We start from the raw sequence: 15,449 nt of genomic DNA on the forward strand, positions 1-15,449 counted from the left end.
TTGCCTCAATATTCATGCTTCCCGATAAATGCGGTAGGTATAAAATAGCCTACTACAATGATGGGTGGAAAAGCATCTCCCCATATTGAGGGTTTGCTGTATCGACAAACGTGTGACGGTGACGTGAGTAACTGTGCTGTTAAATTTATTGACGTACCGAAGTTGGCCCTGGCGGAGCATAGACGGTTTGTACCCCATTGCGTCGGTATACATGCACGCGCGAGGGTGTTTGTGAGTAGAGTGCCTGGGCCAACTTATCGGGGAAGAAATATTGTTGTGAAAGTTGAATCATTGGAGCGGTAAACCGTTTTAAGAAATCACTGGTTGCCATCGTGCAGAACATGGGGAAGGTCCAGGTTGAAAAACTGCCTGCTGGATGTGAGGCATCAGTTCCATGAAGGAGGATTTGCTGTAATTGCTGAGCCTGCGTGTTGGGTACGTCCCATTCGAAGACTTCGAGGCTCGTATCATGCAAGGTCCAACGCCATTTTGCGAACGTGTCGACATCCGGAGGATTGGAGAGAATGAGGTCGTTCCTACGTTGAATTCCCATGGGAAATGATCCATGTTCGGCATTCCAGTCGTCATCGAAACGTCCATAATTACCTCCAGGATCCCAAAAAATGACATGACCTTTTTGTGTCACTATTCGTAACGCTGAATGACTTGTTTCCAACCCGCTGTAGGTAATGAATACTTGCAGTCTGGCGTGAGTGGACTGCTTGCGCCCATCAATTATTTGAGAAGGCTGTGTTATCCAGTCTTGGGGTAGATACGGGGCTGGTCCTGCAACACATCCAGATAACATCGTTATCTGAAAAAAGAGAACAAACATGCTGCGTATGAAACACGGGATGGTCAAGGGGTTTCCACTCGTCTCGTGCAGAAAATGTTGTGGTTGTTAAGGGTCGCCATTCGCGTTACGTAAAATTCGCAGTGCCACGGGTCTAACCCAACAAAGGGACGAAAAGTTGCCTAGCTACTTAAGGTTTATCTTCTAATTCTCTGCAGCCATACTTTTCAGGCCGCGTTGAGTTTTGCTCTGAACCAGATTGCCCACCTTTTGCCAGGTCTGTCCATTTTAACCCCGTTAGAACAAGAAGCCTACACCCATCCTCCACGATTTTTCGCACGTCGAACGGAAATGGTTCTGCGACTGTCCCGCCAGTTTGCTAGTCGTCGCTCACACCCTTCGCTCATCAACCAATCGCGTGGGCTTTCTGCTCAGCTGTGCCTATTTTCGATGCGACGAAACGCTTCTTCTCCATCCAGCTCTTTCATCGGCACGACATCGAGTTTATTGCCCAGCGCTGGGATTGAGCGCTCAATCGGTTGATCTGCGGCGTGAGAGTAAGTACACCCGTATTCGCCATCAGCAACGCATTCGAGCCTTCTATGGCTTCACCCTGTTTGATGCTGACGCTCAAAAGGTCCTCAAGGCTGAATGACGTCCCCTGGTCCAGGCCTACCTCTCTCCCCAGCAAATCTTCTATCGTGTCGTGGATGTGTTGAGCAATATCAAAATCGCTCCGCCGAGCTATGTGGCGCTGCGTACCTTACTCCACGCCATTCGGCATGGGGCCGTCGTGTGTTGGCAACATATTAATCTGCTTGGAGAATATGCTTTCTCAGAAGAACGGCTGCAAGATTCGGTCGGCATCAAGCCCCCGAAACTCATCGCCTAACGCAGGTGTAAAAACGTGAGGTAAAAACACCAATTCGTTAATGATTTCCATGTGTTAGACAAAATCATAGGCAACTTTTCGTCCTTCTGTTGGATTAGGCCCTACCCTCCGTTCCGTTGTGCGTCACTTCGCCCAGAAACGGCCTTTATCTACTAGGTCAGCTTTTAAGGTAAAAAGCTACTAGGAAGTACGTTTATTTTCGATCTGTAGGAGGTCTGTGTTCGTTTAAAAATATTTTGCCTACGGAAGCCAATTTTTTCTTAGCACTTAGAAGGCAAATTTGAGCGAAAAAAGATTGGGTAGGGCATAGGGCTTTTGCTTGCCAGTGGTGTACTTACGGTGTAATATTGCACCAATGCTGGTTACTATGGGAGGACAATATTATGTCGAGACAAAGCATATCTTTTACTGAGCCAAACGACAAATGGCTTAAACAAAAAGTCGGAACAGACGGCGAATATAAAAGTAATAGTGAGGCAGTAAATGATCTGATCCGGAAAGCTCGCAAAGAGCAAGATGAAATTGAATATATTCGGGCCAGATTAATTGCCTCTGAAAAATCTGTTCAAAAGTCCGGATGGGTCGATAAAGATAAAGATCAAATCCTTGCAGGGATTAAAGACAGATTGCGTGCTGATGGGGAATTATAGGCTTTCGCCGGAGGCAGAAGAAGATTTATATCGAATTTATCAATGGGGTTGTCGTAAACATGGCGAGGCTGCCGCTGATGAATATTATTTAGCTTTCTTTGAGCGTTTTGAACAACTAGCAGAGCAGCCATATTTATATCCTGCCGTTAATCATATCCGTGAGGGATACAGAAAAAGCTTGTGTGGTGTGGATACCATTTATTATCGTGTAGTTGGTGAGACGGTCGAAATTATGAATATTTTAGGCCGACAGGATAGAGACGAATGGCTTTGAATACCCTCAATTAAGGTGCACATTTCTTGTCTTCATTAAAAAACATAGATGCCATATTACATATCTTGTAAGGAACGATCGAGCTTCTCCTGTTGGAGCCGCACTAGAGCACGCCACTTCTAAGACGGCATCAAGCATATGGCGGAACCACCATGTACCTTGTGACCGATATTGACATGCCGCCCGTCGAGAAACAGAGAGAACGGGCGCAGAAACATTTGCACAGCTCACTGTGTTTAGCATTTTGGGGAGATTTTGAATTGCTTAATTACAACATTCATCCTTTACTCTATGAAAAGCCAAAAGAGACTCAAAAAGGCACTGTTTAGTGTGAGGCTGGTGAACACTTTATTGGGAAAAGTATTTACCTTCCTTCTAAAATTATAAATGCGTTTCAGGAATCATGCGTTCATGCAGCATACGTACAATGTCGATGGTTTCCCCGATCAGCCGGTAATAAATGACGTGGCGATTGATGTGAATGGAACGATAGCCCTTCCGCACTTTGTCCTGAGATTTTCCTCCAAGAGGGTTGTTGCCAAGCCTCCACATTCCCCGCATCGAGTTAGAGTAAATATTCAAAGGCTTTCTCTTCGCCCAATTTTTTGAAGCTATAGTGCCAAATGTCCGTTAAGTCATCTTCTGCAAGAGGGCTATTGACCACTTCATACATGTAAACCCGCTTCTCGCCTAGCTTTACGGATAATTTTTTGTATATCAAGCGACGTACTTTTCCCACTGTTTTCACCATCAATGAGGGATTGCCGTAGGGCTTCGAGCTTTTGTTCTTCTTGTTCCATGAGTCGCAATGAAGCGCGGAACACTTCACTCGCGTTGCCGAATCTGCCGCTATTGATTTGGGTAGAGATAAACTGCTCGAAGTGTTCGCCGAGATTGAAACTTGTTGTTTTTGCCATGGGAATACCTGCCTTTCCATTACTATATTCTAGTAATCTAGGTAAGGAAACATTCATCTTATTTTGGAAGAATTTTTGTATAAAAGTGAACAGATGGCTAGCGAATTGTTCACTTCTCACGGAAAACGTAAATATTTAACGGCCAAGGAACAAGAGCAATTTATTCTAACGGCTAGCCAGCAGGAACGTGCCGAGGTTCGCGCGTTTGCTCTTACATTGGCTTATACAGGGTGCAGAGTTTCCGAAGCCTTAGAACTTCCCAGAACGCATTGCCCTTTCGGTCAAGGCTATTATGTTCAGGATATTGAAACAGCGGGAGAAGGTTAAATTTCGTTCTGTTCCCTGCCTTCTGAATTTGCTCGATGCGTTAGAGCTGGTTCACGGAATCAGGAAAGCCAAAAAATCAAAAGTAAGACGATGCCGTTATGGACATGGGGGCGAACACAAGCGACGAAGCATATTGGGGAGATTATGGCCGAGGCTGATATTCACGGCGATCACGCCACGCTGAAAGGGTTACGACATGGTTTTGGTGTTCGGATGGCCACACAAACACGCAACCCACGTCTTGTGCAAAAATTGTTGGGGTATACCAACCTTGAAACAACGGCTATTTATATGGACTTGGTGGGCGAAGAAGTCCGCGCCGAAGTTATGGCCGCATGGTGAGCAATTGCTCGGCCATAAAAGTATAGTAAGCACGCCTTTGTATTTGGGTGTCGATGGCCGTATCAAAAACAAATGCCATCATTTATGCTGATTTGGTTACACTCTATTTGAGATTATTTAGAGGTTAGATAAGGCTTAACTGACTTGGGGGAGCATCAACCCTTTTCGAAAGACCAATCTTATTATCAAAACTACGAATGTTTTCTGGAAGGCATTTTGAAAGAAGTGACTTGATGTCATCCAATGATTGGATGGTGAGGAATTCTTTTTTTGGTGAAAAGTACAACGCAACTTGTTTCCCGCGTTCGACAAGATTCAATACATTATTCAGCGTCCCGTTGCTTATGCCATCCCATAACATCAAACCATAATCAGCTTCCTCGCTCATAGCCTTATCTTTAGCAGCGTAGAACGCAAAATTCTTTTCCTTCCCATTCATCTGAATGTTGCGCGTTTCCCATTGACCAATGTTGTTTCGACATTCCGAGCCAGCACAAAATATCGTGACACTCCTATAGCCACGGTCGGCTAAATAGGTTTGCATGGCTTTATCTGCACCATTCGCATCGCCTATCAAAATAGACAGCTCTTTTTCCATCACATTTTCAATCTGAGCGCGAATAACTTCGTTCAAAACACGGGTTTTTCTTGATCCACCGAAAAATACTACTTCCATTATTGGCGCTTTCCAGTCTTCGTAAATGTCAAAACAAAAACCTTTTCCGGTTGCCCTTCGATTAGACAATCACAGATCGTTCGCAGCGTTGCACCTGAGTCGTAGATGTCATCAAACAATTATACTCTTTGTTCGATGACTTCCTCAACCAAAACCTCATACGCCCCATCTAGATATTGGGATCGCTGGTGGATAGGGATATTTTTTAATGTTGATGTCTCTTTAACCTTTTTAATTGCTGTCGTCGATACAGGTATATTTAATGCCGCTCCAATTTCATTCACCAAAAGCATTACAGGCTGTTCCCTCCTCTGCTTCGACGGAGGAACCGGAATAATAATATCAATATCCCAGTTCTGTTCTTTTATAAAGGTAGCTGCTGTTTCTACTAATTCGCTCACTCCTGATTTTTGTTGATGGTACTTTAATTGTTTTATCCGTTTCCCTACTTCGGTGTACGTCGTATCAAATTGCATATGACTGCCTTGAGATTCGCCGATAGGAACACTACCTAAGCTGTGTGCGTCAAGCGCAACGCCTATACTCCAATTACCAGAAAGATTTTGTGGGTTAATTTCGAGCATTTCTTAAATCCTAACCAAATTTGATTTTGCCTATTTCGGCTATGGTATGTCCCCTACAAAGACATAATAAAAGAATAACATCGTAAACATACAATTGCACAAGAATACGTGTAATACCCTATACCCTAAAGCCGACCCGTTTTAGGGCATCATCTACGATCTTTGCTTTGTTGGATTTTTTGTTTTACGAACCCTTGTAAGCTTCCCCGTCAAGCGGACAATTCATTAGTAGAGTTTTCCTGCGTTGACGTTGGCCCCAGTCATGGGGCCGGCGATGGCCTCCATGGAAATTTGAGACTAGAGACTTTCGGTTTGGTGGTCATACATCACCATGTCACTCTGGTACAAAAGACCAGAGCCCCCCAAATGTCAAATGCCGTTTGCCAACCACAGGGTCAAATCCGATGCCAGTCGCACACAACGGGCAATAGGTCACCACGACAGGTTTTCCTGATAGCAAATTATTGACGATTTCGTGCCAATTGAGAATCTTGATGGGATAGGCCTTTGTCTTGTTGCCTTCGAGCAAGCCGAGAAATCGGTCTTGGTCATTCAGAAACGTGGCTTTTGTTGCTTGAATAAACACTGGATCGAGGATGGCCGGAATTCCGTCTTTTGAAGGGCCGCCTGAGAATATCTGATCGAGGGGTATGCTGTTGTTTGAAAAGTCAAATTCTTCGGATGGTGTGTTGGAGAGACCCAACAGAAACAGGCACGCGAACGCTATTCCTCCAATGGCGAGCGTGGGTATTGTTGTAGCAGACAATGTCTTCACGTGTGTTTCTCCATCGGTGGAGCGCATGGCCCTCGACTAGCGAGGCCCGAAGTGGTAGCTGAATTCAATCATGTGAAAATCGACGCCTCGACTTGGCCCGTAGATTGTGGCATCGGACATGTGGTGAAATCGATATCCGACTGCCACGTTTCCAGGAAGATGAAAACTGACTCCCCCATGTGCAATGAATTGGAACGGACCTCCAATATCTTGACGGCCAAATTCCCAATCACTGATGAGTGCTCCACCGGCTCCAATATCTAATGTCATGTTCCAGGCATTTTTTGTGAACGCGAGGCCCGGGGTGAGCTCTGTAATAAACCCTAAGTCACCAGCTCCGCGCAATATCCCTGCCGAACCATTGAGTCGCCAATGGGTGTTCCAACCCGACGGACTTTCCCACCCTACCGGTACGTTAATAAATCCAAATACGTCAAATTGTTCAAAGTCTTCTTTTTCGCCTGGCGGCAGTCCAGCTTCCTGAAAATTCATGCCACCACGAATGCCAAGGCCCGTGGTATCAATAGTCTGTGCCCACAACAGTCCCTTTGAGTTCATAAGAAACACAGAGGTAGCAAGAAAGACGATGGAGAGTATTCTGAATGTGGAAGACTTTCCTGGGTTGTGCATATAGCTAGAGAGGTGGCAGTCATAAATAGAATGTTTGTCTGAATGGATTGTGGATGATTGAATCTTCATAACCCCATTATTCCGTCCTTACTCTATAGTCGGAATAACCGTTGAATATTTTTAATTTTTTGAATAACAGTATTCGAGTATGGATTCACCTTGACATTGTTTTTTCCCAGTGCAGCATAAATCATTGTAAGTTCTGGAAAGAACAGTCTGACAATCTGGTCAAGTGTTACAACGTAGTTGGTGATTGTGTCCCCTCTTACTGGTTTAAGGTTTCATCGTTCTATAAGATAGATGTGCTGGATTCACAAGATTAAGGTTTCTCTAGAGAAAATGTGTCGAGACTTTTAAACATTTGAGATTCAAGTGAATGAACGGAATCTAAAATACTACCCTGCTCATGTCCAGTCCTCTTCAGAGCCACATTCAGTATAGTTATCCAACCTCGGATACCTTGCTTCTTACATTAACCGGAGCATGGAGTTTGCGTGATGGATTGCTGAACTTTTCAGAAACAGAAAAAGCCATAAGTTCGCCTCCAAATATTAAAAAATTGACTTTCGATACGCAGCAGGTGACGCATTGGGATAGTAGTCTCGTGACATTTGTCCTCAGGATTCTTGCCTACGGTTCATCTCGTCATATTGAGGTTGATCGCACACATCTTCCAGAGGGCGTTCAACGTCTTCTGAATCTTGCGACGTCAGTTCCTGAGCGAGATGATGCGAGACGAATGGTCATTCATGAGGCCTGGTTGGCTCGTGTTGGCAAGAACGCCGTGGCGACTGTCGAAGGGGGGAAGGCGATGGTCGCCTTTATTGGAGAGGCGGCCCAAGCCTTTCTGTCGTTTCTTACGGGGAAGGCTCACTTTCGTCGATCGGATTTTTTCCTGATCATTCAAGAATGTGGAGCCCAGGCGCTTCCGATCGTCTCACTCATTAGTTTTCTCGTTGGACTCATTCTGGCTTTTGTGGGTGCCGTTCAATTGCAGCAATTTGGCGCGCAAATCTACGTGGCGAATTTGGTCGGGTTGGGGATGGCGAGAGAAATGGGAGCCATGATGACGGGTATTATTATGGGTGGGCGGACTGGCGCATCGTTTGCCGCTCAACTCGGAACGATGCGGGTGAATCAAGAAATTGACGCCATGACCACGCTGGGGCTCTCGCCCATGGAATTCTTGGTTCTCCCCCGCATGCTCGCTCTTTCGCTCATGATGCCGTTACTCTGTCTCTATGCCGATGTGCTTGGCATCCTCGGTGGCATGGTTGTGGGAGTGACCATGTTGGACCTGGGTTTCATTGAGTATTTCAACCAAACGCAGGCGACGTTAAGTTTGATGGACTTCTTCTTAGGTCTGGTCAAAAGTGTTGTTTTTGGTATTCTTGTGGCCATTGCTGGATGTTTACGAGGTATGCAATCTGGAAATAGTTCTGCTGCAGTTGGGATTGCCGCCACGTCTGCTGTTGTCACCAGCATTGTCTTCATCGTCGTGTCAGATTCAATTCTGACAATTCTTTATGATGTGCTTGGCGTCTAGCAGGATGTTGAAAAAGTCCGCCATCTGTAGACTCGTCGCCTGTAGAGGAAAAACGTATCTCGTCGTTCGTATCTCGTATTTCGTGTGAAGAGTTTTCGGTCTTTTCTTCACGAGCAACGAGCGACGCATTCTGAGACGAACGACGTTTCATGAATTTGGCCTTGCTTGGGTTTAACAGAAATAATGCTGGAAGCCAAATCTCATATCGCCATTCAAAACCTGACGATGGCATATGGTGACTTTGTGATTCAACGCGATCTAGACTTTGTGATTCAACGTGGCGACATCTTTATTATCATGGGTGCGAGCGGGTGCGGAAAAAGTACGCTCTTACGGCATCTCATAGGATTAAAGCCCCCAGCTACGGGTGATGTTTTGTATAGGGGAAAGAGTTTTTGGAATGCAGATGCCATGCGTCGTGAACAGATGATGCGGCGATTTGGTGTCTTATTTCAAAGCGGGGCACTCTGGAGTTCTATGACATTAGCTGAAAATATTGGGTTGCCCCTGACTGAATATACACATTTGACTCGGCATGACATACGAGAAATCGTGGCACTCAAACTCGCATTGGTAGGATTGGCAGGATTTGAAGCGTATTACCCTCATGAGATAAGTGGCGGGATGCAGAAACGAGCGGGTTTAGCTCGAGCGATGGCGCTCGATCCGGAAATTCTGTTTTTTGATGAACCATCTGCAGGGCTCGATCCGATCAGCTCGCGGCATCTCGATGACTTGATTCTTGAGCTTCGTGATAGTCTTGGTGCGACTGTAGTCATGGTGACACACGAACTGCCGAGTATTTTTGCTGTTGGAACGAACTCGGTTTTTCTCGATGTCGAAACAAAAACCATGTTGGCTGTTGGTCCACCACGTACGCTGTTAGAGGAATCACCCAATCCCCAAATTCACAGGTTTCTGACGCGGGGAGAAACGGAAGGCGTGAAGCGTGAAGCGTGAAGCGAAAGATGAGATACGATACCAGATGCACGACTTTATCGTTTCGCATGCCATGACAGGTGATGAACTGTGAGTAAACGAGCAAACTCAACACTCATCGGAGCGTTTGTGATCGGTGCCGTGGTACTAGTCGTGATTGGTGTCGTGGTTTTTGGTAGTGGAAAATTCTTTAAAGATAAACTCATCTATGTTCTGTATTTTGATGACAATTTAAAAGGGTTAAGCGTCGGCGCTCCTGTGGCATTTCGGGGTACGAGGATTGGGGCGATTGCAGATATTAAGGTGGTGATCGATGCGCAAGGTGAGTCCATTCGAACCCCTGTTTTTATGGCACTAGAAGAGGGGGCCGTCGAGGTGGTGAATATCGGACCTGATACAATCATGCCTCAAATTGTCGAAGAAAAAGATCGGGCGTTTCTTGGGAAAATGATTGAAGAGCGTGGATTGCGCGCACAATTGCAAATGCAAAGTTTAGTGACAGGAAAACTCTTGGTTCAGCTTGATTTCTTTCCAAGCAGTCCGGTCAAATTACACACTGGCTTGGATGATCCGTACCCGGAGTTTCCTACCATATCGTCGAGTCTCAGCCAATTGACCCACAAACTTGAAGATCTTCCGATTCAGGCCCTAGCCGCAACTGCACTTCGCGCCATTCAAGGGTTAGACCAGCTCCTCAATTCTCCTGATGTCAAAGGGCTGGTTACGGAGAGTCGAATTTTGGTGAAAGACCTGCGTGACCTGACGCATGTGATGAATCGAGAACTGATGCCGGTGATGGCGGGGCTTGACGATACCATTCGCGAGACGGAAGACCTGGTTGGCAATATCAATTCGCAGGTTCAGCCGTTAACCGGAAGCTTCCAGGAAGTAGCTGAGTCCGCACGCATGAGTCTCAAGCAAACACAAGAAACCTTGTCGGCTATCCGTCGCGTCGCAGGGAAAGATTCTGCATTACCGTATCAACTCGCGAGTACGCTGAAAGAACTTAAGGCCGCAGCTCGATCAATTCGAGTATTAGCGGATTATTTGGAGCAGCATCCAGAGGCGCTTCTCCGAGGAAAGGATGGTCAATGAATCCGTACGTCTCCAGTGGTGTTCGATTCATCGTCGTTCTAACCACGCTGACACTATTCAGCGGCTGTGGTTCAACGCCATCCACGCGATATTACCAACTACAATCGATCTCAAATCAAGAGGTCGATTCTCAGAAAAACCAGGATTCGGCAAGAATAATTATCGGTGTAGGGCCTGTGGAAATTCCCTCTTATGTGGATCGCGATCAAATGGTTATCCACGCAGGTGAAAGTGAGGTTGAGCTGCTAGAGTTTGATCGTTGGGCCGAACCCTTGGAGAAGAATTTGACAAGAGTGTTGATCGCGAACGTTTCGCAACTCTTGTCTGATGGTGGGACCACCGTTGTGCGATGGGATGATGCTCTGTCGCTAGACTATCGTGTTCGTATTGAAGTTCTGCAATTTGATTTTACGAAGACTGGAAGTGTCTCTCTCGGCGCTCGCTGGATACTTTCAGAAAAAGATAGTCAAGAACCGTTGCTGATTAAAACTTCACGATTTACCAGTATCGGCATTCCCGAAGACTACGGCTCTCTCGTTTCAGAAATGAACCGGCACGTTGAATCGCTGAGTCGGGAGGTTGTGGATGGATTCACAAAGGCCTTGTCGGGAATGATCTAGCATGCCATGTTGTCTCGCATATGTTACGGATGATTGAGGTCTTGTACCCGAAAGGAAATGTGGTTATGGGCAAATTGATTTATATGCTTATCTTCGTTCCTCTGGTTGTGTATGCGCAGAGTCCGGAAGGGATGCCCCCGAACTTGCAAATGAACATGGAACAAATGCAGAAGGCCGCGGCATGCATGGAACGTCTAGATCCCTCTGCATTTGAGGAGTTGGAGCAGGTCGGCCAAAAAATGAAAGCAGAAATTGATGTCCTTTGCCGAGCTGGAAAGCGCGACGAAGCTCAGGCTAAAGCGCTAACCTTCGCCAAAGAAATGATGAGCCGGCCTGAAATGAAGAAAATGCAGGAATGCAGTAAGCTGGCAGCCGGCATGATGCCGAAAATGCCCTATCAGAAAATTCAAGAAATGGGTAAAGACCAACATGTCTGTGATGACTTTTAAGCCTGCAAAAATTGAGAGACGAGGCTCAGGGTTTTAGGGGAGTAGTTCTCGTGAATTAGACATGCATTCATGAGTTCACTGTAGTCCATTAAAAAATGTTGAGTCCACGGGTTGTGTTTTCGAATTAAATATGAGTCGCCAGGTGGAATTTCTGAATCTTAAGATTGCGAATGTTGTAATGACTCAGTTGTGAGGAATAGGTTTTTATATGTATCTTTTTGAGTACGGGGTAATCTTATTCAATCTTCCGACCTGTGGGGGACATGACTTCGAAGATTCTTAAGTGATTTTTTTATAAAGGCATGAATACCCTTTAATTAAGAAGGTTTGGTTAGAATACTCAGTGAAGTTTGTGATGCTATGTACAATTTCTGCAACAGTGTTGCAGGCCCATTTTGCGACTTCTGGAGTTCCAACCAATTCAATCAATCCCACCGGACGATCGGTGGGTAGTTGGGTCGACGGTTCATTGAATTTTAGAAGTTTTCTTGATCTTAGGCCATCAATAACCTTTTTTTGATGAGTAGTAGAGTCTAAAGTAAATTTCGGATATCCGCTAGAATCCAGTTCCAAAAACTTTTCCCCCTTGAAGTGAACGAGGGCATTCCTAAGATCGCATAAAAGTTTCAAGTCCTGAAATGGTTTCTTCCCTTTGTCAAATTCAATATTTGTCAATTTTCTTTTTACATTCAATAGTTTTTCTTCGAGGTAATCCCGATCAAATTCAGGTTTCTTGATTTTGCTATTTGACTCCCCTAGCGAATCTGGTATTCCTGGGTTATCTGCGTCATCAAATGCTCTGTCAAGCATCTCGATTTCATTAACAAAGCATTCCAGGCTCATTATTGAAAAGATAATAGGAATCAGGGCTTGAGTTTCATGTCCCAATTCAATTGAGCTTATAGAATCTTGGGCAACCTGGAAGAACATAGGAGCATTGGAAAACTTAGGGATAGATCCATTGGACATTGATTAACTCCAAATAGAGATGATTGAGGTGTTGGTATTTCATTATTCATTATTATCATCAAAATGCTTTGCATCTGTTATCGTCGGCTCTGTTTATAAGGATTATAGTAAATTCGCCTGAGCGTCGTTCAAAGTAATCATTAGGTCCATCAGATCTGTGGAAGAAGATTGAAAACCAAACCGTGCATAAAACTGTTTGGCTTCTTCAGAGAGAGCATGGACGACAATGGCTCGAATTCCGGCAATATTCGCGGCTTGTAGCGTGCGCTTCACCGCGTCGGCAAGAAGATCGCCACCTAGGCCTTTCTTTTGCCAATTCAGATGAACGCCCAGGCGGCCAAGAATCATGACCGGAATCGGGTCTGGCATGTTGCGTCGGATGCGGCCTGGAGAGTCCGCACATTGAACCGCACCGGTGGCTAGTGTGTAATACGCGATGACGTGGTTCTGATGGCAGACAACATATGTTCGCGATGCACCAGAAGCCTCATTTTTCATTGCACGACGTTTCAGCCAGCTGTTGAGAGTATCATTCCCACAAGCAAAGTCATCAAGAATGTGTTTTGCGTCAAGAGCTTCAGGCGGGCGCGGTGTGGTGGGCTGGTCTGCGCTTAGCTTTCCCAAATCGGTTTCCGGTTGAGTAATTCTTTGAGTTTAGGGTTAGGTTGTGTCGGTGCATCTAATGCATTGATGAATGCCTGATAGTCTTTTTTGCCAAGATTAAACAGGCGGCGGTCAAGGAGAACATCTTCGGCTTCACGACACACTACATCCAGAACAAATTCCGTCACCGTCTTATCAGTGATGGCGCATGCGCGGTCTATTAACGAACGTGTATGGGGTTTTACTCGAAGATTAATATTTTTCGGGTGACTTTTTCTGTGCGGTTTAACGGATTGTTTATTCATAAAGGTCCCTTGTCTTTTTACTTATTATCCTACTATGTGCGCACAATGTCAACACTTTTATCTGAGGGAGCTGACATCGTAAGGTCGCCAATATATCGATGTTAGATGTTTGGCAGTATTCACCCTTCTTTTCTCAGGCTTCGCGAATCCATGCGTGTGTCTGATTGATCTCGTTGAGTTCAAAAGTTCGAACATTCGCTGAATATATCGTGTACATGATTCGCGAACGCCTATGAGCCCATCTACGGTCGCTTACCACTGTGACGTATATAAATTTTCCGACATTACGAAAGTAGAAAAGTCTATTCAAATATGAATGTGGGGAAACTGTGACGATTGTGAAATTTTACCATGTTACACCAATGTTAATTGCGGGTTACGGGTAAGTTAAGTAAAATCACAATTAAGACGGATTGACGATACATTGAGGAGGTGCATTATGAAAAATAAAACGATTCTCCTGGTGCTTGTCCTATTACTATTCATCTCAGGCTGTGTCTCGTCATCTCCATTTCCCATGAATGGTAGTCAGGCTCTGAAATCAGAATCGGAGTTTGGCGTGTTAACCGCACAACCTGATGCCTTTCAAGGTCGAGCTATTAAACTGGCTGGACGAATTATTGGCGTTGAGACGACAGCTGAAGGAACCATGGTGACGGCAGAATGGTTGCCCTATCCTGATGCTGAATATATGGGGCCCGTGAGTGCTGGAGTGGAATCACCTGGGCAATTTGTTCTTTTCTATCCTGGTCAACTCGATGCTGAGGGAAAGTTATACGGGAATAAATTTCTTGTGGTTGGAGAAAAGGGAGGCTCTCAAGCTATGACGGCAGTCAGGGGAACATCCCAGTCGCTCCCGTATATCGCGGCTCGCTGCCTCCATGTTTGGAAAACAGGGAATGCTGACATTGAAACGGAATCGTACACTGAGTATTCCTATCCTGCTGAAGAGACCTATTGTTCTGATATTTAACGACGGTGTTTGTGTAAGAGCAGTCCCTGCTCAGGCCTGAAGTTCTAGGCTTGGCAGGGACTTTTGCTATGCGGTGTGTACGTCACGTTAGAGTCGATGATATGCATGAGTGAGTGTGACGGATGTATTACACGCTTGAAAGATGTTCCTTTCACACGCCAATTCATATTCTTCTTTGGCTTCCTCATGGTCTCCTACCATTGTGAGCGCAATGCCTCGGTTGTAATGAACCAATCCGCCGTCGGCTCCAAGACGAATAGCTTTTGTGAAATCTTTGATCGCTAACGTTGTCTCGCCATTCAACAGCTCCAAGAGCCCTAGGCTTTCATAGGCTTGAGGGAGTGTCTGATTGCGGCTGATCGCTTGTTCCAAGTTTTTCCTGCCTTCCGCCGTGTCTCCAATTTGCAAATAGGCCACGGCTCGGTTGAGATAGATGTCAGCTTGCGAATGATCGAGCGCGAGAGCTCTTGAGAAGTCACGGATAGCACTCTGATATTGTCCCAATCGATTAAAGGCTAATCCACGTTTATTCAATGTGTTCACGGAATCTGGAGAATGTTGAAGAATATGTGAAAACTGCTGGAGAGCCATATCTGGATATCCTGCTTCTAAATACACGATTCCAAGGTTTTCTCTATATTGGTGATGCTGAGGCGCGAGTCTGATCGCTTGGGTAAAGTCTTTAATAGCATGTTGCCAATGTTTTTGCTTGGCATACACAAACCCTCGAGCATTGAGAAGCATGTGCTGCGTTGGGTTCGCTTCAAGAGCCTCTGAAAGTCTGTGTTCTGCTTCACTGAATTTTCCAGTGTGAAATAATTGTTCGCTTTCAGCAAGGGTGGACGAGGAGACGGCTGACATGTCGTCTTTTGCATGTATCCCTGTACACCCAAGGTGGCTTCCCAGCAGGGTAATTAGGAAAACCCATTGCATACATCGACGCACTTTTTGAAAATCTCTAAACATACTTAATTCTCCTTCATGCTTGTATGAAGCATAAAGTGAGGGGATTACAGTAAAGGGTCAGCCATGTTACATCGATGTAACTTTATGCTGTCCGATGTATGATGAATATGAAGTATTCAGGTGG

23 protein-coding genes are annotated in these 15,449 nt (G+C 45.4%); 12 read left to right on the forward strand and 11 right to left on the reverse strand.

Features of this window, described 5'->3' with window-relative positions:
- Window positions 1-145: 145 nt before the first annotated feature.
- Window positions 146-835, reverse strand: a complete 690-nt coding sequence (locus ACWHX8_RS02055; protein WP_447970314.1) for a hypothetical protein — start codon at window positions 833-835, stop codon at window positions 146-148.
- 334 nt (window positions 836-1,169) lie between these two features.
- On the opposite strand from ACWHX8_RS02055, the gene ACWHX8_RS02060 reads away from it, so the two are divergent.
- The 4 genes from ACWHX8_RS02060 to ACWHX8_RS02075 all read left to right on the forward strand — a co-directional run bounded on the left by ACWHX8_RS02060 (window position 1,170) and on the right by ACWHX8_RS02075 (window position 2,609).
- Window positions 1,170-1,448, forward strand: coding sequence for a DUF4158 domain-containing protein (locus ACWHX8_RS02060; RefSeq protein ID WP_447970315.1), 279 nt, complete (start codon window positions 1,170-1,172; stop codon window positions 1,446-1,448).
- A 60-nt stretch (window positions 1,449-1,508) separates the two neighbouring features.
- Window positions 1,509-1,685: a hypothetical protein gene (locus ACWHX8_RS02065; RefSeq protein ID WP_447970316.1), complete on the forward strand. Its 177-nt coding sequence runs from the start codon at window positions 1,509-1,511 to the stop codon at window positions 1,683-1,685.
- Window positions 1,686-2,068: 383 nt separating this feature from the next.
- Window positions 2,069-2,335 (forward strand): ribbon-helix-helix domain-containing protein, encoded by a 267-nt coding sequence (locus tag ACWHX8_RS02070; protein WP_447970317.1) that lies wholly within the window; start codon window positions 2,069-2,071, stop codon window positions 2,333-2,335.
- Window positions 2,322-2,609 carry a type II toxin-antitoxin system RelE/ParE family toxin gene (locus ACWHX8_RS02075; RefSeq protein WP_447971844.1) on the forward strand — a complete coding sequence of 96 codons (288 nt, stop codon included), beginning with the start codon at window positions 2,322-2,324 and terminating at the stop codon, window positions 2,607-2,609. The genes ACWHX8_RS02070 and ACWHX8_RS02075 overlap by 14 nt, the downstream gene beginning before the upstream one ends.
- A gap of 381 nt (window positions 2,610-2,990) precedes the next feature.
- Here ACWHX8_RS02075 and ACWHX8_RS02080 read toward each other — a convergent pair whose 3' ends face one another.
- Both ACWHX8_RS02080 and ACWHX8_RS02085 read right to left on the reverse strand, forming a co-directional pair.
- Entirely contained in the window at window positions 2,991-3,191 is a 201-nt protein-coding gene (locus tag ACWHX8_RS02080; RefSeq protein WP_447970318.1) for a type II toxin-antitoxin system RelE/ParE family toxin, read from the reverse strand.
- A gap of 83 nt (window positions 3,192-3,274) precedes the next feature.
- A complete protein-coding gene (locus tag ACWHX8_RS02085) occupies window positions 3,275-3,526 on the reverse strand; it encodes a type II toxin-antitoxin system ParD family antitoxin (RefSeq protein ID WP_447970319.1) in 252 nt (83 codons plus the stop codon).
- A gap of 63 nt (window positions 3,527-3,589) precedes the next feature.
- Here ACWHX8_RS02085 and ACWHX8_RS02090 point away from each other — a divergent pair, with 63 nt between their 5' ends.
- A complete protein-coding gene (locus ACWHX8_RS02090) occupies window positions 3,590-3,853 on the forward strand; it encodes a hypothetical protein (RefSeq protein ID WP_447970320.1) in 264 nt (87 codons plus the stop codon).
- A gap of 90 nt (window positions 3,854-3,943) precedes the next feature.
- Window positions 3,944-4,195, forward strand: coding sequence for a tyrosine-type recombinase/integrase (locus ACWHX8_RS02095; RefSeq protein ID WP_447970321.1), 252 nt, complete (start codon window positions 3,944-3,946; stop codon window positions 4,193-4,195).
- A 124-nt stretch (window positions 4,196-4,319) separates the two neighbouring features.
- On the opposite strand, the gene ACWHX8_RS02100 is transcribed toward ACWHX8_RS02095, so the two are convergent.
- The 4 genes from ACWHX8_RS02100 to ACWHX8_RS02115 all read right to left on the reverse strand — a co-directional run bounded on the left by ACWHX8_RS02100 (window position 4,320) and on the right by ACWHX8_RS02115 (window position 6,788).
- Window positions 4,320-4,871 (reverse strand): hypothetical protein, encoded by a 552-nt coding sequence (locus ACWHX8_RS02100; RefSeq protein ID WP_447970322.1) that lies wholly within the window; start codon window positions 4,869-4,871, stop codon window positions 4,320-4,322.
- Window positions 4,872-4,990: 119 nt separating this feature from the next.
- Window positions 4,991-5,455, reverse strand: coding sequence for a ComF family protein (locus ACWHX8_RS02105; RefSeq protein WP_447970323.1), 465 nt, complete (start codon window positions 5,453-5,455; stop codon window positions 4,991-4,993).
- A 334-nt stretch (window positions 5,456-5,789) separates the two neighbouring features.
- Window positions 5,790-6,230 (reverse strand): DUF3179 domain-containing (seleno)protein, encoded by a 441-nt coding sequence (locus tag ACWHX8_RS02110; protein WP_447970324.1) that lies wholly within the window; start codon window positions 6,228-6,230, stop codon window positions 5,790-5,792.
- A 36-nt stretch (window positions 6,231-6,266) separates the two neighbouring features.
- Window positions 6,267-6,788 (reverse strand): acyloxyacyl hydrolase, encoded by a 522-nt coding sequence (locus ACWHX8_RS02115; protein WP_447970325.1) that lies wholly within the window; start codon window positions 6,786-6,788, stop codon window positions 6,267-6,269.
- Window positions 6,789-7,266: 478 nt separating this feature from the next.
- Here ACWHX8_RS02115 and ACWHX8_RS02120 point away from each other — a divergent pair, with 478 nt between their 5' ends.
- The 5 genes from ACWHX8_RS02120 to ACWHX8_RS02140 all read left to right on the forward strand — a co-directional run bounded on the left by ACWHX8_RS02120 (window position 7,267) and on the right by ACWHX8_RS02140 (window position 11,509).
- Window positions 7,267-8,406, forward strand: a complete 1,140-nt coding sequence (locus ACWHX8_RS02120) for an MlaE family lipid ABC transporter permease subunit (RefSeq protein WP_447970326.1) — start codon at window positions 7,267-7,269, stop codon at window positions 8,404-8,406.
- A 183-nt stretch (window positions 8,407-8,589) separates the two neighbouring features.
- Window positions 8,590-9,366: an ABC transporter ATP-binding protein gene (locus ACWHX8_RS02125; RefSeq protein WP_447971845.1), complete on the forward strand. Its 777-nt coding sequence runs from the start codon at window positions 8,590-8,592 to the stop codon at window positions 9,364-9,366.
- A gap of 69 nt (window positions 9,367-9,435) precedes the next feature.
- Entirely contained in the window at window positions 9,436-10,440 is a 1,005-nt protein-coding gene (locus ACWHX8_RS02130) for an MlaD family protein (RefSeq protein WP_447970327.1), read from the forward strand.
- A complete protein-coding gene (locus ACWHX8_RS02135; RefSeq protein WP_447970328.1) occupies window positions 10,437-11,060 on the forward strand; it encodes a PqiC family protein in 624 nt (207 codons plus the stop codon). The genes ACWHX8_RS02130 and ACWHX8_RS02135 overlap by 4 nt, the downstream gene beginning before the upstream one ends.
- A 65-nt stretch (window positions 11,061-11,125) precedes the next feature.
- Window positions 11,126-11,509: a hypothetical protein gene (locus tag ACWHX8_RS02140; protein ID WP_447970329.1), complete on the forward strand. Its 384-nt coding sequence runs from the start codon at window positions 11,126-11,128 to the stop codon at window positions 11,507-11,509.
- A 279-nt stretch (window positions 11,510-11,788) separates the two neighbouring features.
- Here ACWHX8_RS02140 and ACWHX8_RS02145 read toward each other — a convergent pair whose 3' ends face one another.
- From ACWHX8_RS02145 to ACWHX8_RS02155, 3 genes are all read right to left on the reverse strand, one after another.
- Complete coding sequence (locus tag ACWHX8_RS02145; protein WP_447970330.1) at window positions 11,789-12,478, reverse strand: hypothetical protein; 690 nt, start codon at window positions 12,476-12,478, stop codon at window positions 11,789-11,791.
- Window positions 12,479-12,580: 102 nt separating this feature from the next.
- Window positions 12,581-13,102: a GNAT family N-acetyltransferase gene (locus tag ACWHX8_RS02150; RefSeq protein WP_447970331.1), complete on the reverse strand. Its 522-nt coding sequence runs from the start codon at window positions 13,100-13,102 to the stop codon at window positions 12,581-12,583.
- A complete protein-coding gene (locus tag ACWHX8_RS02155; protein WP_447970332.1) occupies window positions 13,090-13,386 on the reverse strand; it encodes a type II toxin-antitoxin system TacA family antitoxin in 297 nt (98 codons plus the stop codon). The genes ACWHX8_RS02150 and ACWHX8_RS02155 overlap by 13 nt, the downstream gene beginning before the upstream one ends.
- Before the next feature lie 439 nt (window positions 13,387-13,825).
- Here ACWHX8_RS02155 and ACWHX8_RS02160 point away from each other — a divergent pair, with 439 nt between their 5' ends.
- Entirely contained in the window at window positions 13,826-14,359 is a 534-nt protein-coding gene (locus tag ACWHX8_RS02160; protein ID WP_447970333.1) for a Slp family lipoprotein, read from the forward strand.
- A gap of 87 nt (window positions 14,360-14,446) precedes the next feature.
- Here the strand turns inward: ACWHX8_RS02160 and ACWHX8_RS02165 are convergent, their stop codons facing one another.
- The gene (locus ACWHX8_RS02165; RefSeq protein WP_447970334.1) at window positions 14,447-15,325 is read right to left on the reverse strand and encodes a tetratricopeptide repeat protein; all 879 of its coding nucleotides are present in this window, start codon (window positions 15,323-15,325) and stop codon (window positions 14,447-14,449) included.
- Window positions 15,326-15,449 lie beyond the last annotated feature (124 nt).

The organism is Nitrospira sp. M1 (assembly GCF_965152605.1).